The sequence below is a fragment of the Skermania sp. ID1734 genome (assembly GCF_007489285.1).
Taxonomy (GTDB): Bacteria; Actinomycetota; Actinomycetes; order Mycobacteriales; family Mycobacteriaceae; genus ID1734.
In genome coordinates this window covers 90,175-112,005 of the sequence record NZ_VLIY01000011.1, presented here as the reverse complement: position 1 = coordinate 112,005, position 21,831 = coordinate 90,175, and the positions used below count along the sequence as shown (strand labels likewise).

General features: G+C 67.2%; 16 protein-coding genes. 10 read left to right on the top strand and 6 right to left on the bottom strand.

From position 1 onward, the window contains the following. Positions 1 to 4 precede the first annotated feature (4 nt). The 4 genes from FOS14_RS15065 to FOS14_RS15050 form a co-directional block, all read right to left on the bottom strand. On the bottom strand, positions 5 to 3,730 hold the full coding sequence (locus tag FOS14_RS15065) for a nitrate reductase subunit alpha (protein ID WP_255450351.1): 3,726 nt from the start codon (positions 3,728 to 3,730) through the stop codon (positions 5 to 7). 291 nt (positions 3,731 to 4,021) lie between these two features. Beyond that, on the bottom strand, positions 4,022 to 5,740 hold the full coding sequence (locus FOS14_RS15060) for an NTP transferase domain-containing protein (protein ID WP_143771624.1): 1,719 nt from the start codon (positions 5,738 to 5,740) through the stop codon (positions 4,022 to 4,024). 20 nt (positions 5,741 to 5,760) lie between these two features. Continuing rightward, positions 5,761 to 6,057 (bottom strand): MGMT family protein, encoded by a 297-nt coding sequence (locus tag FOS14_RS15055; RefSeq protein WP_143771623.1) that lies wholly within the window; start codon positions 6,055 to 6,057, stop codon positions 5,761 to 5,763. Then, on the bottom strand, positions 6,057 to 6,827 hold the full coding sequence (locus FOS14_RS15050; protein WP_143771622.1) for an alpha/beta fold hydrolase: 771 nt from the start codon (positions 6,825 to 6,827) through the stop codon (positions 6,057 to 6,059). Before FOS14_RS15050 ends, FOS14_RS15055 begins: the two co-directional genes overlap by 1 nt. An 83-nt stretch (positions 6,828 to 6,910) precedes the next feature. Between FOS14_RS15050 and FOS14_RS15045 the strand changes: the two genes are divergently transcribed. The 5 genes from FOS14_RS15045 (at position 6,911) to FOS14_RS15025 (ending at position 15,884) form a co-directional block, all read left to right on the top strand. Beyond that, positions 6,911 to 10,099 carry an ATP-dependent DNA helicase gene (locus FOS14_RS15045; RefSeq protein ID WP_143771621.1) on the top strand — a complete coding sequence of 1,063 codons (3,189 nt, stop codon included), beginning with the start codon at positions 6,911 to 6,913 and terminating at the stop codon, positions 10,097 to 10,099. Beyond that, positions 10,096 to 13,392 (top strand): ATP-dependent helicase, encoded by a 3,297-nt coding sequence (locus tag FOS14_RS15040; protein ID WP_143771620.1) that lies wholly within the window; start codon positions 10,096 to 10,098, stop codon positions 13,390 to 13,392. Before FOS14_RS15045 ends, FOS14_RS15040 begins: the two co-directional genes overlap by 4 nt. A gap of 143 nt (positions 13,393 to 13,535) precedes the next feature. Further along, on the top strand, positions 13,536 to 14,528 hold the full coding sequence (locus tag FOS14_RS15035; RefSeq protein ID WP_255450365.1) for a TrkA family potassium uptake protein: 993 nt from the start codon (positions 13,536 to 13,538) through the stop codon (positions 14,526 to 14,528). Positions 14,529 to 14,544: 16 nt separating this feature from the next. Beyond that, positions 14,545 to 15,456, top strand: a complete 912-nt coding sequence (nudC, locus tag FOS14_RS15030) for an NAD(+) diphosphatase (RefSeq protein WP_143771618.1) — start codon at positions 14,545 to 14,547, stop codon at positions 15,454 to 15,456. 8 nt (positions 15,457 to 15,464) lie between these two features. Continuing rightward, positions 15,465 to 15,884: a VOC family protein gene (locus FOS14_RS15025; RefSeq protein WP_143771617.1), complete on the top strand. Its 420-nt coding sequence runs from the start codon at positions 15,465 to 15,467 to the stop codon at positions 15,882 to 15,884. 16 nt (positions 15,885 to 15,900) lie between these two features. Here the strand turns inward: FOS14_RS15025 and FOS14_RS15020 are convergent, their stop codons facing one another. Next, positions 15,901 to 16,152: a mycoredoxin gene (locus FOS14_RS15020; protein ID WP_143771616.1), complete on the bottom strand. Its 252-nt coding sequence runs from the start codon at positions 16,150 to 16,152 to the stop codon at positions 15,901 to 15,903. 76 nt (positions 16,153 to 16,228) lie between these two features. Between FOS14_RS15020 and FOS14_RS15015 the strand changes: the two genes are divergently transcribed. The 5 genes from FOS14_RS15015 to FOS14_RS14995 all read left to right on the top strand — a co-directional run bounded on the left by FOS14_RS15015 (position 16,229) and on the right by FOS14_RS14995 (position 20,380). Beyond that, entirely contained in the window at positions 16,229 to 16,660 is a 432-nt protein-coding gene (locus tag FOS14_RS15015) for an SRPBCC family protein (protein WP_143771615.1), read from the top strand. Next, positions 16,657 to 17,079, top strand: coding sequence for an EVE domain-containing protein (locus FOS14_RS15010; protein ID WP_143771614.1), 423 nt, complete (start codon positions 16,657 to 16,659; stop codon positions 17,077 to 17,079). Before FOS14_RS15015 ends, FOS14_RS15010 begins: the two co-directional genes overlap by 4 nt. Further along, entirely contained in the window at positions 17,072 to 17,521 is a 450-nt protein-coding gene (locus FOS14_RS15005) for a MarR family winged helix-turn-helix transcriptional regulator (RefSeq protein WP_143771613.1), read from the top strand. Before FOS14_RS15010 ends, FOS14_RS15005 begins: the two co-directional genes overlap by 8 nt. Positions 17,522 to 17,560: 39 nt before the next feature. Then, the gene (locus FOS14_RS15000) at positions 17,561 to 19,693 is read left to right on the top strand and encodes an ATP-dependent DNA helicase UvrD2 (RefSeq protein WP_143771612.1); all 2,133 of its coding nucleotides are present in this window, start codon (positions 17,561 to 17,563) and stop codon (positions 19,691 to 19,693) included. 435 nt (positions 19,694 to 20,128) lie between these two features. Continuing rightward, entirely contained in the window at positions 20,129 to 20,380 is a 252-nt protein-coding gene (locus FOS14_RS14995) for a WhiB family transcriptional regulator (protein ID WP_143771611.1), read from the top strand. A gap of 92 nt (positions 20,381 to 20,472) precedes the next feature. On the opposite strand, the gene FOS14_RS14990 is transcribed toward FOS14_RS14995, so the two are convergent. Next, positions 20,473 to 21,780, bottom strand: coding sequence for an AarF/ABC1/UbiB kinase family protein (locus FOS14_RS14990; protein ID WP_255450349.1), 1,308 nt, complete (start codon positions 21,778 to 21,780; stop codon positions 20,473 to 20,475). Positions 21,781 to 21,831 lie beyond the last annotated feature (51 nt).

Genomic DNA, 21,831 nt, shown 5'->3' with positions numbered 1-21,831 from the left:
CGCACTAGTACTCCACCTCCTGCGAACGACGACGAATGGTGGTGACCTCGTCGCGCTGATTTCCCGTGGGGCCGTGGTAGTTCAGCGCAAAAGACTGCTGCGCGTAGCCGCCGATGAGGTGCGACGGCTTGATCATGATGCGGGTGAGCGCGTTGTGGATGCCGCCCCGTTTGCCGGCGGCCGACCTGCTTGCAGGGTCGGCCCCAACTAGCGCGGCCGACCTGCTTGCAGGGTCGGCCCCATTGAGCACAGTCTCAGTGCGGGGAACCGCCACTGTTTTATCTTGTGCGTGATACATGAACACGGTGCCCTCGGGCATCCGGTGGCTCACGATCGCGCGGGCAACGACGATGCCGTTGCGGTTGACCGCCTCGATCCAGTCGTTGTCTTTGACGCCGATCTTGGCGGCATCGACCTCCGACATCCAGATCGCCTGTCCACCACGGGACAGCGTCAGCATGTAGAGGTTGTCCTGATAGGCCGAGTGGATTGACCACTTCGAGTGCGGCGTCAGATAGCGCACGGTGACCCCGCCGGTGCTGGTGTCGCCCACGCCCGGTTCGTTGAACAGCGCGGTCATGTCCAGCGGTGGCCGGAAAACCGGAAGCTGCTCGCCGAGTTCGGCCATCCAGTCGTGGTCGAGGTAGAAGTGCTGGCGGCCGGTGAGCGTGTGCCACGGCTTGAGGCGCTCGGTGTTGATGGTGAAGGGCGAATACCGCCGGCCGCCGGTCTCGCTGCCGGACCATTCCGGCGACGTGATCACCGGAACCGGACGAGCCTGGGTGTCGGCGAAGGTGATTCGCTTGCCCTCGTGCTCGCGCGCCAGGTCGGCCAGCTCGGTGCCGGTGCGCCGTTCCAGCGCCTCGAAGCCCTCTACCGCGAGCCGGCCGTTCGTGGTCCCGGACAGCGCCAGAATAGCTTCGGCAGCATACGTGTCCTTCGCCAGCGACGGCCGGCCCGCAGCAACCCCACTGCCGACGACACCGTTGACGCCGCAGAGGTAGTCCACTTCGGCGTCCGGATGAACCGTGACGCCCTTGGTGGTGAGACCGACCTTCTCCACCATCGGCCCTAGCGCAGCCATCTTGGCGCCCACGGCCGGGTAGTCGCGTTCGACCGTCACCAACCGTGGCATCGTCTTGCCCGGGACAGGTTCGCACTCACCGGCTTTCCAGTCCAGCACCCTCCCGTGTGGCTGCGCGAGCGCGTCGGCGGTGTCGTGCTGCAACGGCACGCTCACGATGTCTTCGCGGGTGCCCAGGTGCTTTTCGGCCAGCCAGGAGAATCCGCGGGCGATGCGGTGGAATGCCTCGAAGTCGGTCTTGGTCTCCCACGGCGGCGAGATCGCGGGGGAGAAGGCGTGCACGAAGGGGTGCATGTCGGTGCTCGACAGGTCATGCTTCTCGTACCAGGTGGCCGCGGGCAGCACGATGTCGGAGAACAGCGTGGTGCTGGTGTTGCGAAAGTCGAGGGATAGCAACAGGTCCAACTTGCCGATCGGAGCGTCCTCGCGCCAGCGCACCTCCTTGGGGCGAATCCCCTTGCTGTCGCTGGCTTGCACGTGTGAGTCGGTGCCCAACAGGTGCCGCAGGAAGTACTCGTTGCCCTTGGCCGAGGAGCCCAGCAGGTTGGATCGCCACACCGTGAGAACTCGCGGAAAGTTTTCCGGTGCATCGGGATCCTCGCAGGCAAAGCGCAGATGACCGGTTTTGAGACCGTCCACCACGTGCGCTGCCGGATCCTTACCCAGCCGCTTTGCCTCGTCGGCCAAATCCAGCGGGTTGCGGTTCAACGTGGGGTAGCTGGGCATCCACCCGAGTCGGCTGGCCAGCGCGATGTTGTCGGCCGCGGTGCGCCCGGCGAACCGTCCCTGGGCCAGCGGCGATGCCATGGTTTCGGACGTGAACGGGTCATAGCGCCACTGGTCGCTGGCCAGGTAGAAGAACAGGGTGCCCTGCATCTGGCGCGGTGGCCGCTGCCAGTCCAGCGCGTAAGCCAAAGTGGCCCAGCCGGTTACCGGACGGCACTTCTCCTGGCCGACGTAGTGCGCCCAGCCCCCGCCATTTACGCCCTGGCACCCGGTCAACAGCGTGAGCGTGAAGAACGACCGGTAGATCTGGTCGGAGTGGAACCAGTGGTTGGTGCCGGCGCCCATGAGGATCATCGACCGACCCTTGGAACGCTCTGCGTTGTCGGCGAATTCGCGAGCGATCCGCTCGGCCTTGGCGGCCGGGACGCCGGTGATCGGTTCCTGCCAGGCTGGGGTGTAGGGATTGGTGGCGTCGTCGTATCCGGTCGGCCAGTCGCCCGGCAGCCCGTCGCGGCCGACGCCGTACTGTGCCAGCAGCAGATCGAACACCGTGGTAACCAGATGATCGCCAACGCGTTTCGTCGGCACGCCGCGACGCAGTACGCCCGGGGTGTCGAAGCGGGGCAGCGCGACCTCCACAGGGTCGGCGGTGCCCAACGTCAGCAGTGGGTCGACGCCTTCGAGGTCGAGGTTCCACTTACCCTCGCCCGAGGCGGCAAACCGGTGCCCGAGCGAGCCATTGGGAACGACCGGTTTGCCATGCGAATCCAGCAGTACCGTTTTCGACTCTGCCGCTTCAGATTTGTCGCCCAGGTCCGCGGCCGTAAGGAACTTGCCCGGCACGTACCGTCCGTCGCGTTCGGTCAGCGTGACCAGGAACGGCAGATCGGTATATTTCTTGACGTAGTCACTGAAGTACGGCGTCTGCCGATCGACGAAGAACTCTTTGAGAATCACGTGACCCATCGACATGGCCAGTGCCGCATCGGTTCCGGGGCGCGCGGGCAGCCACTCGTCGGCAAACTTGGTGTTGTCTGCGTAGTCGGGAGAGACCACGACCACCTTCTGACCGCGGTAGCGGGCCTCGGTCATGTAGTGCGCGTCCGGAGTCCGGGTCACCGGGACGTTGGAACCCCACATGATCAGGTAACCGGCGTCGAACCAGTCGGCCGACTCGGGCACGTCGGTCTGGTCGCCGAACACCTGGGGTGAGGCGACCGGGAGGTCGGCGTACCAGTCGTAGAACGACAGCATCGACCCGCCGATCAGCGAAATGAACCGGGCGCCAACGGAGTGACTCACCATCGACATCGCCGGAATCGGCGAGAACCCGAAGACGCGGTCGGGTCCGTACTTCTTGATCGTGTGGACGTGAGCCGCGGCGGCGATCTCGGCCGCCTCCCACCATTCGGCGCGCACGAACCCGCCCTTGCCGCGTTGTGACTTGTAACGACGCGACTTTTCCGGGTCATCGACGATATCCGCCCACGCCAGCACGGGATCCTTCAACCGCTGTTTGGCGTCTCGGTACATCTCGATGAGTGCGCCGCGGACGTACGGATAGCGCACGCGCGCAGGGGAATAGGTGTACCAGGAAAACGAGGCACCGCGCGGACAGCCGCGTGGCTCGTACTCGGGCTTGTCCGCGCCCACCGATGGATAGTCGGTCTGTTGCGATTCCCAGGTGATCACACCGTCTTTGACGTAGATCTTCCACGAGCACGATCCGGTGCAGTTGACGCCGTGCGTGGAGCGCACCACCTTGTCGTGGGCCCAGCGGTCCCGGTAGAAGTCGTCGGCCGAGCGGCCACCGATCTTGTGCAGGGTGCGGTGATCGGCGGACACCTCGCCGGTGTGGAAGTACTTTCCCAGGCGCAACAGGGACTCAGCCAGGTCTGGACCGGACGAGATCTCGACCACGACGCCTCCTTCCTGCTATCGGCTAGTGAGTTGCGCCGACTGTATGGGGCTGGCAGGTGCGGCCAAAATCCTTCGACCGTCATCTCACACACGCACTGGCGCGGCGGTGAGGACGCAGAAATCCGGTGGTCACCGCACACCTGTGGCACGCGGCACAAACATGTCGGATTACCTGGGTAAAGGCTCGGGGAACCGGGCCGGACCGCGGACCTGACAGCGCTTGAATCGCCGCCGAGTGAACATTCCGAAACGGCTAGTTCTTTCCCGATTTACAAATCTTTACATTTGCCGTCACGGCAACGGCAGCAATTCGACGCGGTCGCCGTCTTTTGCGCCCGGGTTCACCACTGCCAGGGCACGGGCCCCGATCATGCTGCCCAGGTGGGCGGTTCGGACGTCGGCCGCGGCGATCCAGGTCCCGTCCTCGCGCAGCGTGGCGGGTGCGAACCGGCTCACCTGCGCGGCTACGTCGCCGGCATTGCGAAGCGCTCCGGTGAGCGCCGGTTCCGGCGCGCGACGAGTCAGCCCTTCGACGATTGCCGGGGCGAGCGCACACAAAACCGCGACGGCAGCGAATGGGTTGCCGGGAAGGCCGAGCACGATCCGTCCGTCGGTGAGTTCGGCTACCACCGTCGACCCGCCGGGGCGACACCGTAAGCGCTGCACGAGGAGTCGAGCACCGCAGCGGCTCAGCGCCGCACGCAGTTGATCGGCCGCGCCGCCGCCCGTCGCCCCGACGATGACGAGCAACTCCGATCCCTGCGGTCCAGTGAGTACGTCATCGAAGCCGTGCGGCGTATCGCGCAAATGTGCGGTCGTTTCCGTCCGAATTCCACACTGGCGCAAGAAATCGGGAAGCACCGGCCCAAGGGAGTCTCGGGTCTGACCGGGACGGAGCGGTCCGTCGCGGCGGATCTCGTCACCGGTCAGCACCACGTGCGCGTGTACGGGTCCGCGCACGGTGGCCGTGGTTACCTCGACGCTGGCCGCGGTCGACACCAGCGCGGCGTCGACGCGCGTATTCGGTTGCGCCACTTGCGCGCCTAGTTCCAGCTCGGATCCGCGCCGCCGGATGTCGTCACGGTCGGGCGCGTCCGGCAAACGCCGCAGAGTATCGCCATCGCGCTTGACGAATTCATCTCGGAGTACTGCTGACGCCCCCTCCGGAATGTGGGCACCGGTGGCGATCCGGACGGCCTCTCCCGGTTCCATTCCTTGCGGCCGGGCACCGCCGGCATAGCCAACGTCCGCGCGAACTGTCCACGGGCCCTCGCCGGCAACGGCGTAACCGTCCATGGCGGAAACGTCGAAGCGGGGCATGGCGTCGGCTGCGACAACCGGTTCGGCCAAGGCGGCACCAATGGCGTCGCTAAGCGAGCGCGGTCGTGGCGGCAATGCAGTGATGTTGGTGCGCAGTACTTCCCGGGCCGACGCAAGATCCAGTGCGACGGCTTGGTTGGCGCGCGCCACGTCGGCCGCAGTGTCGCAGTCGGCGGTCCCGGTAATCGGAACAGTGTCGGTAGCTTCGGGAACGAGCACCCGCATCGGCTGGTTCTCCGCCGATTCAAGGCCGTCGATACGGTCGAACAGAGCCTTGCGGCGCCACACCCCGACCAGATATTGCGGACGCCCGGCATCGTCGACCGCGAAAACCGCGTCCAGGCAATGATCTTGACAATGAGTGAACAGTTGATCGAGGGCGGCGGAGTCGAGGAAGGGCAGGTCCGCGGCCAGCACGACGACGTGTTCGGGGCCGTCGGAGCCCAGTACTTTCGACGCGGCCAGGATCGCGGACACTGGACCCGCCCCCGCCGGAACCTCCTGCGTCTGCAGGTATTTCGCGTCGAGCTCGGCCCGATGCGGCCCGACCACCACCACCCGTTCGCAACCGCCGACGGCATCGAGCGCGGCGCGCAGCATGGTGCGACCGCCCACGACGACGTTCGGCTTGTCCACCCCGCCCATCCGGCTGGCCCGGCCTCCGGCGAGAACTATCGCATCGGCGCGCATCGGCTAATCGTGGCACAGAATCATTGCAGCCAGCGGGTTGCCCGCAGATCGACGCGTCCGTCGACGATCGGCACGCCCTCGGCGGCCAGCAACCGCAGTTGCCGCTGGGCGAGATGCGGGGCGGGCTTACCGGAGGCGCTGATCACCCGGTGCCACGGCAGATCGGCGGAATCCGTGCGCATGATCCAGCCGACGGTGCGCGGACTGGACAGGCCCGCTGCGGCGGCGATGTCCCCGTAGGTGACTACCCGGCCCGGCGGAATCGCGGCGACCAACTCCCGGACCCGCTCGACCTGCGCCTCAGTGGTCGCGGCCATCAGAGCAGTTCGCGGAGCAACCCAGCGACCTCGACCGGCCGCGCCATCGAGACCATGTGGTCGCAGTCGAGTTCCACTGCGCGGAACTTTCCGCCGAGATGACCGGCCAGCGCGGCGCGCACCTCGGGCCGGACGTAGGCGGGCTGCACTTTCATCGCCTGTACCAGGATGGTGGGCACGTCAGGAAGTACCAGGTCGCGCGCGAGTTCGCCATAGTAGGCACCGATCGCCGGCACACTGATCCGCCAGCCGACCCGCTCGTCCGACAAGGGAATCAGGTGCTCGGCGATCTCGGCCTCGAGCAGTTCGGGAGCGAGTTCGCCCCACGCTTCGTGCTGTTTCTGCATGCGGGCCTCGGCGACGTCGGCATAGTCGGGAAAAGCCACCGCGTCGGTCGCGGCCTGCAGCACCGGTTCGGCGGGCAGCGCGATCGCCGGATCGAGCAACAGCAGACTCCGCACCCGTTCGGGGTGTCGATGCGCCAGATGCAGTGCCACCGCACCGCCAAACGAGTGCCCCATCACGACGATGGGCCCGGTCGCCTCCTCGTCGAGCAGCGCGACCAGGTCATCGACAATGTGCTCGAAGTTCCATGGCGGCGTCCACGGTGCCCGGCCGTGGCCGCGCAGGTCGGGCGCGAGAATCCGCAGGTCGGGCAGGTGCTGCTCGGCCAAGTGCGCCCAGCGTCGGCCGTGTCCGGTGAGTCCGTGCAGAGCCAGCACCGCCGGTGCGTCAGCAGGGCCGTGACGGTAAACATGTGCGTTGACCACGGTGACGAGTCTTTCTTGTCGGTGGGTTCTGCTGCAATCAGGGCGTGGGTACAACCGCGACGACGACGGGAGGAGACCGGACCATGCGGATGATCGGTCGCGCGCCCCAGCCGCCGCAGCTGCGGGAGTGGCCGGCGGATGTTCGCGAGTTGTTCGATGCTGCCGCGAGCCCGCCGGGCTGGTACCCGTGGCGGGTGCTGGGCGGCCCGGGTACCGGCAAGACCGCGCTGCTGACCGACCTGGCCGTTGCCAACATCGCGGGCGGCGTGGACCCGGAGTCGGTGCTGGTGCTCACCCAATCGCGTCGCGCGGCCGGCGAGGTGCGGGGAGCGGTCTCAACCGGGCTGCTCGGGGCCGGAGGCGTTCCCGGCGCCACTCGCCAGCCGCTGGTTCGGACGCTGCACTCCTACGCTTTCGCGGTCTTGCGGTTGCACGCGGCCGACCACGGCAACCCGCCGCCGCGGTTGCTGACCGGCGCGGAACAGGATGCGGTGCTGCGCGAAATGCTGCGCGGTGAGCTCGACGATTCGGGGGGTGCTGGCTGGCCGGAACGGCTGCGTCCGGCGTTGGGATTGGCGGGTTTTGCCGCCGAGGTGCGCGATGTGATGTTGCGCGCGGCCGAGCGCGGGCTGGACCCCGAGGACCTGGTCCGGTTGGGGCGCAAGCGGAATCGTCCGGAATGGGTGGCGGTCGGGAAGTTCGCGGCGCGGTACGAGCAGGCCATGTTGTTGCGTTGGTCGGTGGGTGCGGAGGCTCCGGGTGCGACGGCTCCTGCGCTGGACGCGGCGGAACTCGTGGGTGCGGCGTTGGCCGCATTTGCCGCGGACGGCGAGTTGCTGGCCCGCGAGCGAGCGCGCATCCGCTACCTCTACGTCGATGACGCGCAGCACCTCGATCCGCAGGCTGCGCGACTGGTCCGGCTCATCGGTTCCGGTACGGCGCGCACGGTGGTCGCCGGTGACCCTGATCAGGCCGTGTACTCGTTTCGCGGTGCCAGCGCCGAGTTTCTCACCGGGCTGGACGCGAACCACCAAGTCGTCCTGCGGATCAATCATCGCGCTGGGCAGAGGGTTTCGGAGGTCGCCGGTGCGATTGCCCGACGACTCCCCGGTAGCTACCCGCATCGCGGTGCGCAGGCGAGCGAGCCTGGTGGACGAGCGGATGCGCGGGTGTTCGCCTCGGTGCCCAAGCAGGCCGCGGGCATCGCCGACTATCTGCGGCGGGCGCACCTCGAGGACGGAATCGCGTGGTCGCGGATGGCGGTGATCGTTCGATCGTTGCCAGCCTCGGTGTCGGCCCTGCGCCGCGGTCTTGTCGCGGCGGGAATCCCGGTCACGACGGCGGCGTCGGAGCTGCCGTTGGCGCAGCAGCGCGGTGCGGCCTGGATGTTGCTGGTGCTGCGCGCCCTGACCGAACAGTTCAGTGCTGATGACGCGCTGGCACTGTTGGCTGGTCCGCTCGGCGGCGCAGATCCATTGAGCCTGCGGCGGTTACGACGGGGCATCCGGCGGGTCGACCTTGCTGCGGGCCGTGAGCGCGCCACCGCCGACGTGCTGCGCGATGTGATCCTGGGCGACGAAGGGAACGGCGTTCTCGATGGACTCACCGACGTGGAGGCGGCTCCGCTGCGCCGGGTCCTGAAGGTCCTCGCCCAGGCGCGCAATGCCGTGGCCGCAGACCGCGGGCTCGAGGAAGTGTTGTGGATTACCTGGCAGAGTTCGCGTTTGGAGCGCCGCTGGACGGCGGCATCCGCCCGCGGCGGCTCGGCGGGCGCGCAGGCGGACCGTGACCTGGACGCGGCCGTCGCACTGTTCGACGCCGCCGCGGCCTACGCCGGCCGGGTCGCCCGCGCAGGATTAGCGGGGTTCCTCGACTACATCTCCCACCAGCAACTGAACCGGCCCACCCGTCGCGGCGAGACCGGCGAGGCCGTGGTGATCATCACGGCACACGCGGCCACCGGCCGGGAATGGGACGTGGTGGCGGTGGCGGGGGTGCAGGAGGGATTGTGGCCCAGCGTCCGTCCGCGCGGCAGCCTGCTGCGGGTGGAGGAACTCGTCGACATGGTTGCCGGTGTCGACCCGGACGTGCAGCCACTGAGCCGGACGGCGCCGCTGCTGGCCGAAGAGCGACGGCTGTTGCTGGTCGCCTGCAGCCGAGCGCGACGCTCCCTACTGGTCACCGCGGTGGAATCGACCGGCGGCGAGCAAGAACTCGTCCCCTCGCGATTCTTGGACGAGCTCGGCATCGAGGTGAATTGCGCTGCCGGGCAAGGCAAGCCACAGCGCTCGCTCGCGTTGCCCGCCCTGGTCGCCGAATTGCGTGGCGTGGTGTGCGATCCATCGGCCCCCGAGGACGAGCGCGCACGTGCCGCTCGTCAGCTGGCGCGACTCGCCCAGGCGGGTGTGCGCGGCGCGCATCCGGACGAGTGGTACGGGCTCGTTGAACCCAGCACTGCAGCGCCGATGTGGCAACCAGGCGATGATCCGGTGCGCTTGTCGCCCTCGACCGTCGAACTGCTGCGAGCGTGTCCGTTGCGCTGGGCGCTCGAGCGGCATGGCGGCGCGGATCAGTCGAACTTCCATGCCATCAAGGGCACGCTCGTGCACGCTCTGGTGCAGGCGCTGGCCTGCCAGGTGCCCGCGAGCGTGGTGCAACGAGAGCTTGAAAATGCATGGGAAGGCTTAGGACTCGGCAATGGCTGGCACAACGCGCAGGAGCGGCGCCGGGCGGAGGCGATGGTCGCCAACTTCACCGCGTGGTTGGCCAGCACCCGCACGGAGCTCACCCAGGCCGCGGTCGAAGTCGACGTCGACTTCACTGTCCCGGGCCGCGGAGACGACGAACCCGCCGCCCGCGTGAAGGGCCGCATCGACCGGCTCGAACGCGACCCGGATGGGCGAACAGTGATCGTGGACATCAAGACGGGCAAGAATCTCCTCACCAAGCAGGCCGCGCAGGACCATGCCCAACTTGCCACCTACCAGCTCGCGGCGGCGGTCGGCGGAATCGATGGCGAGGATGCGGCGGCGCCCGGTGGTGGGCGGCTGGTGTACGTGGCTAAGGCACATCGCTCGGACGGCGCGACGCAACGCCAGCAGTCACCGCTCGACGACGAGGGTCTCGATCAGTGGCGTGCCACAATCCAGGAGGCTGCCGCGGCCAGCGTCGGCCCGCGCTACCTAGCCATCGTCAACGACGGCTGTCGGCATTGCCCGGTGGCAGGTAGCTGCCCGGCCAACGATTCCGGACGGCAGGTGAGCGGCGAATGAGCACGGTCAGTCCAGCGAATCTGGCGCACGCCCTCGGCCTACCCGCGCCCACGGCCGAGCAGGAGGCGGTCATCGCCGCGCCGCCCGGACCGAACCTCGTCGTCGCCGGTGCCGGTGCGGGCAAGACCGAAACCATGGCGGCCCGCGTCATTTGGATGGTCGCCAACCGGTTGGTGCTGCCCGATCAGGTGCTCGGCTTGACGTTCACGCGCAAGGCGGCGCAGCAGTTGGGCGCGCGCATTCGCAGCCGGCTCGCCCGGCTGGCCGGTTCACCGTTGCTGCGAGAACTGGATACTTCTGGTGAACTGCGCGAGACGATCACCAACTCCGCGCCGGAGGTGAGCACCTATCACGCCTATGCCGGCCGGCTCCTGGGCGAACATGGCCTGCTGCTGCCGGTCGAACCTACCGCCACGGTCCTCGGTGAAACGCAGTTGTGGCAGTTGGCATTTCAGGTCGTCTCGAGCTGGGACGGGGATCTCGACACCGAACGCGTACCGACCACCATCACCGACGCGGTGCTCGCCCTGTCCGGGCAACTCGCCGAGCACCTGGTGGAGCCCGAGCAACTCGTCGAGGCCCACACCGAGTTGGAAAAGCTGGTGATGTCCCTGCCGCCCGGGCCCGGCAAGCGCCAAGGCCCCACCCGAGACCTGTTGAATATCATCGACACTCAGCGCGAGCGAGCGATGCTGCTGCCGCTGGTGGCACGGTTGCAGGAGCGTCTGCGCGAGCGCGGCGCGCTCGACTTCGGCAGCCAGATGTCGTTGGCGGCGCGGCTCGCCGCGGAGCATCCCGAGGTAGGTGTCGCGGAGCGAGAACGATTCCGGCTCGTCTTGCTCGATGAGTACCAAGACACCGGTCATGCCCAACGGGTGCTGCTGTCGGCCCTGTTCGGTGGCGTGCGCCGGCAACGCGACTTCACCGTGACGGCCGTTGGTGATCCAATGCAGTCGATCTACGGTTGGCGCGGAGCTTCGGCCGCGAACCTGCCACGCTTCGCGACCGACTTCCCGCAGTCGGCCCGCAAACCGGCCGACATCCTGCCGCTGCTGACTAGCTGGCGCAATCCCCCGCAGGCGCTGACGCTGGCGAACGTTATTGCAGAACCACTGCGCCACAAGGGTGTTCCGGTCGACCCGCTGCGCCCACGACCCGACGCGCGCGACGGCGACGTCATGCTGGCGCTCACGGAAACCGTTGTGGAAGAGCGCGAATGGGTAGCCCAGCGGATCGCCGATGCCTATGCGGCCGCGTCAGACAAGCCGCCGACCGCGGCGGTACTCATCCGTCGCAACGCCGATGCGGCGCCCATCGCCGAGGTTTTGCGCGCGCACGGCTTGCCAGTGGAGATCGTGGGCCTCGGCGGTTTGCTGAGCACCCCTGAGGTTGCTGATCTGGTTGCCATGCTTCGACTGGCCGCCGAACCCGCAAGCGGGTCGGCCGCCGTTCGCGTCTTGACCGGGGCGCGCTGGCAACTCGGACTCGCCGATATCCGCGCCCTGCATCTGCGCGCCGGCGAGCTATCCATCCGACACGCGGTGACGAATTCGGACATCGCAGATGCGCAAGCGCTGGCCGCGGCGCTGGCGCGGACATTGCCCGTAGAGCCATCCGAGCAGGCCGGTTTGGCCGACGCGATAGCGGATCCAGGTCCGGCCGAAAGGTATTCGGCTGCGGGATACGAACGCATCACCGCTCTCGGCAAGGAACTCGCCGCGCTGCGGGAAAGGCTCGGTCAGCCGCTGCCCGAACTTGTCGCCGATATCGACCGGACCATCGGAATCGGCATCGAGACCCAAGCCCGTCAGCGGACGGGCAGCGGTGGCGCGGGCCGCGAACACCTGGACGCTTTTGCAGAGGTGGTAGCAGGGTTCGCCGCCGACGCCGGTGCCACGGTCGGGGGTCTGCTGGCTTTTCTCGACGCGGCGCAACAGGTCGAGGACGGCCTGGAACCGGGCGAGGTCGAGGTCGCACCCGATCGGGTGCAAGTGCTCACCGTGCACGCGGCGAAGGGACTCGAATGGGAGGTCGTCGCGGTCCCGCACGTGGTCACCGGCGTCTTCCCGTCCACGACCGCGTCCGGGACCTGGTTGGGCGCACTCGGCGAGTTACCGCCGTCGCTGCGGGGTGACCGGGTGCAACCGGGCGAATCGGGGGAGGGTATCCCGGAACTGAAACTCGACAGCCTCGCCGACCGCGGTGAACTCGAGGATGAAATCAACCGGCACAAGGCCGCCCTGAAGCAGCGCAAGCTCGATGAGGACCGCCGGCTGTTCTACGTTGCTGTTACCAGAACAGAACGAGCACTGTATGTTTCGGGCCATCACTGGGCTGAAACAGGGTCCGGTCCGAAGGGGCCTTCGCCGTTTCTCGCCGAACTGCGCGCGGCGCTCGAGGCGTCGGACGCACCGCTCGGCCGCATCGACGTTTGGGCACCCGCGCCCGCCGACGGCGCCGTCAATCCGCTCACCCAGTCGCCGGTCACGGCCCAGTGGCCCGCGGACCCGCTCGGGTCGCGTCGGGCAGCGGTCCAAGCGGGTGCGGCGGCGGTACGCGCGGCGATGGCCGACCCCATGCCGGCCGACGAGGATCCCGAGGGCTGGGCTGCCGACGTCGACGCGTTGCTGGCCGAGCACGCCAGCGCGGAAGACCGTGGGCTGGACGTGGAACTGCCCGCGGAACTCGCCGCAACGCAGCTCGTCGAACTTCGCGCGAACCCGGCTCGGCTGGCGTCGTTGCTGCGCAGACCGGTGCCATACCCGCCGGACACCCTCGCCCGCCGCGGTACTGCCTTCCACGCCTGGGTAGAGCGCCGCTTCGGCTCCACCCGACTGCTGGACCTCGACGATTTGCCGGGCGGCGTCGACGGTCCCGACCGGGTCGACGACGACCTGGCAGCGCTGCAGGAGTCCTTTCTGGCGTCGAAATGGGCTGACCGGACTCCGATCGACGTCGAGGTGCCCTTCGAAACGACCATCGCCGCAACCGTGGTGCGCGGACGGATGGATGCGGTGTTCGCCGACCCGGACGGCGGCTGGACCGTGGTCGACTGGAAGACCGGGGCCGAGCCCACGGGCGCGAACCAGGACGCCGTGGCCATCCAACTGGCGGTGTACCGGCTGGCGTGGGCCCGGCTCGTCGCAGCACGCACCGGCGAACCGGAAAGCGATGTCTGTCAGCGAGTACGCGCAGCATTTCATTACGTGCGGACTGGCGCGACGGTCGCACCCGCGAAGCTGCCGGGATTGGCCGAGCTCGAGCGACTCATCGAGTCGGCGGGACAGCCGTGACCGCGCCCGGTTAGGCTGCCCGGGCGATGTCCGATAGGCGCGGGTCCGTGGGCGCGACTGCAAAGGAAGCACCGGTGGCGGCTAGAAGGTTTCTGCGCAATCCCGAAATCCTCACCGAACGGCCTGATTTCGCGCTCGTCGGAATGTTGCGGATTCCCGAGAATCAAACGAGCCCATGGTCGGCGATCACCCGTCGCATGCTGCTCGCCCTCGTGCTGCTGTTCCTGGCGGCCGGCATCGTCTACCTCGACCGGGACGGATACCGCGACGTTCAAGAGAACCCGCTGTCGTTCTTGGACTGCCTCTACTACGCAACGGTTTCGCTGACCACCACGGGCTACGGCGACATCACCCCGGTAACCCCGGGGGCGCGACTACTCACCACCGTGCTCATCACGCCGCTGCGAATCTTCTTCCTCATCTTGCTCGTCGGCACAACACTTGCGGTGCTCACCGAACGGTCTCGCCAGGCATTCAGAATTCAGCAATGGAGGCGCAGAGTGCGCAATCACACCGTGGTCGTCGGCTTCGGCACAAAGGGCCGCACCGCCATCAACACCATGCTCGGTGATGGCATGCAGCCCGCCGACATCGTCGTCGTCGATACCGATGCGACGGAGCTCGAAGCCGCGGCTGGCATGGGGTTGGTGACCGTCCTTGGCTCCGCCACCAAAAGTGAGGTGCTCCGGCTGGCTGGGGCACAGCACGCCGCTTCGATCATCATCGCCACCAGTCGTGACGACACGGCGGTGCTGGTGACCTTGACCGCCCGCGAGATCGCGCCGAACGCCAAAATCGTCGCGGCAATTCGGGAGGCGGAGAACATTCACTTGCTCAGGCAGTCGGGAGCCGACTCGGTCGTCGTCTCGTCGGAGACCGCCGGGCGCCTGCTCGGTATCGCGACCTCGACGCCGCGGGTGGTCGAGATGGTCGAGGACCTGCTCACCCCGGAAGCCGGCTTCGCCGTGGCCGAGCGCGATGTTGAGCCGGACGAGATCGGCGGCTCGCCGCGGCACCTGCGCGACATCGTGCTCGGGGTGGTTCGCGACGGTCGACTGGTCCGGGTCGGCGAGCCGGAGGTCGATGCCGTCGAATCCGGAGACAAGCTGCTCTACATCCGCCGCGTCCACGCGTGATGGCTAGGGTCGAAGGGTGTCCACTTTCGCGCTTCGGGAGATCCCGCTGTTGTCCCGCTCCACCCTCGACCGCGCCGAGGAACTGCGTGCCGACGCGCGCGCGCTGAAGGAGGGCTGGTCCGCAGCGCTGCTGTTGCGTGTCACAGAGCGCGGTCAGGTGCGACTCGACGGCGCCGAACTGGTCCTCGACAAGGCGGCGGACTTTGCCGCCGAACCGCCCGAAGAGGCAATCTTTCTCGGGATTGTCGACGGCCGGCATGTGTGGGCGGTGCGCAGTGAGCTCGAGGGCCGCGCGGGGGACCTGCGGATGGTCGGCGCAAAACTCGATGACGCCAGCGCTGGCTTGGTCACCACAGCAGTCGCGCTGTTGAACTGGCATGCGTCCGCAGGCTTCAGCGCCCTCGACGGCAGCCCCACCCGGCCCGCCAAGGGTGGTTGGTCGCGTATCAGCGAGGCCACCGGTCACGAAGAGTTCCCGCGCACCGATCCGGCGATCATCTGCCTGGTACACGACGGCGGTGATCGTGCGCTGCTTGCGCGTCAGCACGCGTGGCCGGAAACCATGTTCTCGATCCTGGCCGGCTTCGTGGAGGCCGGAGAGTCGTTGGAGCACTGCGTAGTTCGCGAAATCCGCGAAGAAGTGGGACTTGACGTGCGCGAGGTGACGTATCTGGGCAGCCAGCCATGGCCGTTCCCGCGTTCGGTCATGATCGGCTTCAGCGCCGTAGCGGATCCGGATCAGCCGCTGCGCTTCGCCGACGGCGAGATCGCCGAGGCACACTGGTTCACCAGGACCGAAATCCGCGAGGCCCTCGAGCGGGGCGATTGGACGGCAAAACGTCAGGCCGATGAACAACCGGCGCGCCTGCTGCTTCCCGGGTCGATTTCGATCGCACGGGGAATCGTGGCGTCCTGGGCGATGACTTAGGAGTGACCATGACCGACCAGAAGATCACCACGTTCCTGATGTTCGAGGGCAACGCCGAGCCCGCGATGAACTTCTACACGTCGCTGTTCGATGACGGCGAGGTGCTCGCGGTGGCGCGCTATGGTCCCGGCGAGGCCGGTACGGAAGGAACGATCAAGCACTCGAGGTTCAAGCTCGCGGGCCAGCAATACATGTGCATCGACAGCGCGGTCCATCATGCATTCAGCTTCACGCCGTCGATGTCGCTGTATGTCGATTGCGCTGATGAGGCCGAGATCGACCGCCTCTATGCCGCGCTGTCGGAACGTGGAGAGGCCCTGATGCCGCTGGGCTCGTACGGGTTCAGCGAGAAGTTCGGCTGGATCAACGACCGGTTCGGCGTCTCCTGGCAGCTCAATCTCGGCCAACTCGAGTTCGGCCCGCAGTAGAGCTCTCGCGGTAGAACTACAGCCCGAGCGCTCGCTTGACCGTGCTCAGCGAGGGGTTCGTGGCCGTGGTTCCGTCGGCGAACTTGACCGTGGGAACCACATGGTTGCCGCCGTTGACTTTGCCGACGAATTCGGCCGCCGCCGGATCCTTCTCGATGTCCACGACGACGTAGCTGATCCCGGCCTCATCGAGCTGTGTCTTGAGGCGGCGGCAGTAGCCGCACCAGGTGGTCGAGTACATCGTCAATGCGGGTTCGGTAGCAGTCACGGCAGATATAACAGCACGTCCGGCAAAAATTGTTCCCACTGTTGACGGGCATATAGTAAGCGCGCATACTAAATGCATGACGACCATTGCTTCAGCACAAATCACCTCCACCGCTCCAGCGGCGGCGTTCTTCGAAAAATGGGCCGACATGGCCACGTGGCCGGAATGGAACTCCGACACCGAATGGGTGCGTCTCGACGGCCCGTTCGAGAGCGGTGCAACGGGACGGCTCAAGCCCAAAGGTGCGCCGGCGGTGAAGTTCACGGTTGCGCAGCTGGTCCCGGGCGAACGGTTTGTCGACGTGTCCCGACTGATCCTTGCCGACCTCACTTTCGACCACCGGGTGACCTCCGTCCCGGAAGGAGTCGAGATCACAGTCAAGGTCCGCATCACCGGTCCCCTCGGTTGGTTGTGGAAGCGGTTGATGGGCGCCGGCATCGCCGCGACCCTGGGAGCGGATTTGCAGAACCTGGCCGCCGCAGCCGAGCGAGTCGAGGTGCGACGATGACCAGATACTGGCTCGGCGTCGTCTCTCGCGAACACGTCCGCCGGGGTGTCGAAGCCGGCTTCGCACAGGCCAACCACGGCAAGCGAGCGGCGGTTGCCCGAATGCGCCCGGGTGACAAGCTCGTCTATTACTCGCCGCGCGAACGGATGCGCGACGGCGAACCCGTGCAATCCTTCACCGCCATCGGAACCATCGACGAGGGCGATGCCTGGGAGGCCGACGAGGGCTGCTTCAAGCCGTGGCGCCGCCCGGTGACCTACCGCCGCGACGCGCAGGAGCTTCCCATCGCGAAACTTCGCGACGTGCTCGACCTCACCGCCCAGCCCAACTGGGGAATTGTGTTGCGCAGGGGTTTGCTCGAGCTCAGTCCGCACGACTATGCGGTGATCGCCGAAGCGATGGGCGTAACTGGTGGCTGAACGCCTCGCTACGACGTTCGAGCATCCGGACGAAAGCCCCGGCCTGTTGTTGTGGCAGGTGACCAATCGGTGGCAGGCCGCGCAGCGTGCCGCGCTCGCGCCGCTGGACCTCACCCACGTGCAGTTCGTGCTGTTGGCGTCGCTGACCTGGCTGGTGGGCGCTGGCGGCACGATCTCGCAGCGCGAGTTGGCCGATCATGCCGCGACCGATCCGATGATGACTTCGCAGGTACTGCGCACGCTCGAGCACAAGGGCCTGCTGCAGCGGCGCGAGCATCCCACCGACCGGCGGGCGAAAGCGCTGGTCCCGACGGACGAGGGGGTGGCCGTGGCGAATCGCGCAATCGCCGTCGTCGAGGCGTGTGACCGGGAATTCTTCGGCCGGTTGGCCGGCGGTACCGGCGCCTTCGTCGACGCCTTGCGAGGGTTGCGCGACAACTGACTGCCATCGGTGTCGGTGGTCGCTGCAATGATGGCTGGCATGCGTACCGACGGCACCGTCACCGGTCTGGACCCCGAGCAGTCAGCCGCCGTGCTGGCTCCGCGCGGTCCGGTGTGCGTGCTCGCCGGGGCCGGTACGGGCAAGACCCGCACCATCACGCACCGCATCGCCCGGCTGATCGCCACCGGTCATGTGGCGCCGAGTCAGGTCCTCGCGGTGACGTTCACTGCCCGCGCGGCGGGGGAGATGCGGGATCGGTTGCGCGGGATGGGCCTGGCCGGCGCGGCCGCCCAGGTTCAGGCCCGCACGTTCCACGCGGCGGCGCTGCGGCAGTTGCGCTACTTCTGGCCGCAGGTGGTCGGCAACACCGAATGGCAACTGCTCGACCGCAAGTTCGGCGTCGTGGCGAACGCGGCGGGCCGGGTCGGGCTGGCCACTTCCACCGAGAACGTGCGCGACTATGCCGGCGAGATCGAGTGGGCCAAGGCGAGTCTCATTGCGCCGGAGGACTATCCGCGCGCCGCCGCGAAAGCCCGCCGTGAACCGCCGGCCGATGCCGAGAAGGTCGCCGCCGTCTACGCCGGATACGAGTCGTTGAAGGTGCGCGGCGAGATCATGCTGCTCGACTTCGATGATCTGCTTCTGCACACCGCCGCCGCCCTAGAAGACAACGTCGCGGTGGCCGAGGAGTTTCGGGACCGCTATCGCTGCTTCGTCGTAGACGAGTACCAGGACGTGACTCCGCTGCAGCAACGACTGCTCGACGCGTGGCTGGGGGCACGCGACGATCTCACCGTCGTCGGTGACGCCAACCAGACCATCTACTCGTTCACCGGCGCGACACCCAAATTCCTGCTGGACTTCTCCCGCCGATTCCCTGATGCGGTGGTGGTGCGTCTGGAGCGCGACTATCGGTCGACCCCGGAGGTCGTCTCGCTCGCCAACCGCACTATCGGCGCGGCACGGGGTCGAATCGCCGGCACCCGGCTGCAACTCATCGGCCAGCAACCGCCCGGACCTGAACCGGCTTTTGCCGAGTACGACGACGAGCCGGCCGAGGCGGCCGGTGTCGCGCGCGCGATCCGCAAGCTCATTGATTCCGGCGTGTCCGCCGCCGAGATCGCGGTGCTGTACCGGATCAACGCGCAATCCGAGGTGCACGAGCAGGCCCTGACCGAGCTCGGTATTCCGTATCAGATCCGGGGCGGGGAAGCGTTCTTCGTCCGACCGGAGATTCGGCAAGCGGTGCAGGCCCTGCGGCAGGCAGCGGCCCGAGACGACCTTCCCGAGGAATCGCGGTGCGGTGCTGAACTCGTCCGGCTCGTGAAGGCGGTGCTCGCGCCCGTTGGTCTCACGGCGACCGAGCCGAGCGGCGCGCAGGCCCGTGAACGGTGGTCCTCGCTGGTCGCGCTGGTCCAACTGACCGAGGAACTCGTCGACACCGAGGACTCGCTCGATCTCGACGGGCTGCTACGCGAATTCGCCACGCGCGCCGAGGCCCGCCATCCACCCACGGTCGCCGGGGTGACGCTCGCGTCGCTGCACGCCGCGAAGGGACTCGAGTGGGACGCGGTGTTTCTGGTCGGACTGTGTGATGGCACGCTGCCCATTGCGCACGTGCTGGGCGACGGCGGTGCCGTTGCGGACGAGGCCGGGCTCGAGGAAGAGCGACGACTTCTCTATGTCGGGATCACCCGTGCGCGTAAGCATTTGCAGCTGTCCTGGGGCTTGTCCCGCACGGAGGGCGGCCGGCGCACTCGGCGCCGGTCCCGCTTTCTCAACGGCCTGGTGCCGGAAAACTCACCGGCGTCCCGCACCGCTGCCCCGAGCACGCGTGAACGGCGACGACCGGCCTGCCGGGTCTGCGGCAAATCGCTGCAGGGATCGACGGCCACGATGCTCGGCCGCTGTGAAGGGTGCCCGTCCAACATCGATGTCGAACTGCTCGACGCGTTGAAGGCGTGGCGACTGGAGAAGTCACGGGAGCTGGAAGTGCCGGCGTTCGTGGTCTTCAGCGACAACACCTTGACCGCCATCGCCGAACAGCAGCCGCTCGACGACCGTGCGCTCGTCGCTATTCCGGGCATCGGCGCCAAGAAGCTCGAGCGGTTCGGCCCCGACGTCTTGCGCGTCGTGTCCTCTCGAGCCGGCAAATCCGCAGCTAGAAAATAGGTTGTGCCGGATCGGTCCGGTTGCCTACCCTGGTTGACGGGCCCGCGGTCGGCGCGGGCATTCAAGGTTGTGAACGCCTGAGGAGGTGGCCGAGAAATGAAGATCCACGAGGGTGTCTCGATGGTGGGCGGGCGTCTGTCCGCAGTTCCGGCCGCCGCGGCATGCGAACTCGACGCTGCGCAAGCACCGGCTCGACGAGCTACGTGGCTGACAGCAGCCGGCGCAACCGTTCATCGCCACCGGGATGCACTTCCCGGACCCGTGCCCAGGAATCTGTACCGAGACAAGCTTCGGTAGCAGTTTCGAACAACTGGCCACGGGTCGCGCAACGCGAATCGTGGCCATTTTTGTCTCGTCGACCAACCGGTCGCCACGAATTCGGTTCGCGCAAAGCCACAGAAATCGCCAACAGAACCGAACACTAAGGAGAACGACGTGTCATCCGCGACGATCCGCGTGACATTGCCGTGCCGATCCGATGATCCGGACCTGTGGTTCGCCGACAGCCCCGCCGACCTGGAACACGCCAAGGCGCTCTGCGCGCAGTGCCCAATCAGGCAGCGCTGCCTGCGTGCCGCGCTGGATCGCGCTGAGCCGTGGGGTGTCTGGGGCGGTGAGATCTTCGATCAGGGCGTCGTCATCGCCCGCAAGCGTCCGCGGGGACGCCCCCGGAAGGTCTGCGCCTAACGCCACTTCGCGAAGTCACCCGCTAGTTGTCGACGCACTGCGGTCGATCGACCCCAGTGCGACGACAAACGGCGGGTGACTTGCTGTGGGGTTCAGCGCAATCCGGGCAACCACTCCCGGGCGATGCGCATATAGGGCGCTTCCGCATCCAACTGCGCCAAAATCCCGACCGAACCCAAAAGGACCCGGAAGATCATCAGATATTCCGGCGGCAGATTCAGCGAGCGCCCGGTGCGGAACTGGGCGCCGTTGAAGTCTGCAGCGCTGCCCGCCGTCTTCTGCAGCCAGGCCCGGGTGAAGTGGAACGACTCGTTCCTGATCGGATCGGTGAAGGGGCGCAGGTAGTCGTCGATCTCCTGATGCGTCACCGTCCGGCCCGGCAGCACGAAGTTGTTCTCGTGCAGCAGCTCGGTCAGTTCCTCGAAGCGATCCTCGACGGTGAGCTTGACCATCCGTCCCATTTCCGGTGGCAGCCCGTTCGGCATGGGCGCGCAGGCGCCGAAGTCGATGACGCCAAGCCGACCGTCGTCGAGCACCATGAAGTTGCCGGGATGCGGGTCGCAGTGCAGCAGGCCGACGCGGGCGGGGGCCGAGAAGTGGAACTGCGCCAACTGCGCGCCCACCGTGTCGCGCTGCTGTTTGCTCCCGCGGGCGATGATCGTAGCCAGGGGAGTGGCGGTCATCCATTCCGACACAATCACTTTCGGCGAGCTTGCGACAACCTTGGGCACGTAAATCTCGGTGTCACCATCGAAGACCTTGGCGAATGCGCGCTGGTTGTCGGCCTCGATCCGGTAGTCGAGTTCTTCCTCGGTGCGCGCCACCAACTCGGCGAGGATGGGCTTGACGTCGGCGCCGGGGATGACCGACGCGAACATGGCCGCAAAGCGCGACAGGGTTTTCAGGTCCGCACGCAGCGCCTCGTCTGCACCGGGATACTGCACTTTGACCGCCACGTCTCGGCCGTCGGCCCACACTGCGCGGTGCACCTGGCCGATGCTCGCCGATGCGGTCGGAGAGTCGTCGAACGAGGAAAACCGCTCGCGCCACTTCGTGCCGAGTTGCTGGTCGAGAACGCGGTGCACGGTCGGCGCCGGCATGGGTGGTGCGTCGGCCTGCAGTTTCGTCAGCGCTTCCCGATACGGTTCGGCATATTCGTCCGGAATAGCCGCCTCCATGACGCTGAGCGCTTGGCCGAGCTTCATCGCGCCACCCTTGAGCTCGCCGAGCACGGTGAAGAGTTGCTCGGCGGCCCGCTGGCTCAGTTCGGCGTTGATCTCCGTGCGGTCGCCGCCGGCGAGTCTGCGGCCCAGGCCCACAGCGGCTCGGCCAGCCATTCCCAACGGGATGCTGGCCAGCTTTGCATTACGTGTGGACCGTTTGCGGGGAATGTCGGTCACGTGACCATCATGGCTGACGAATCGCCAGTCTCGCCCAAGTAGGCCGCGAAT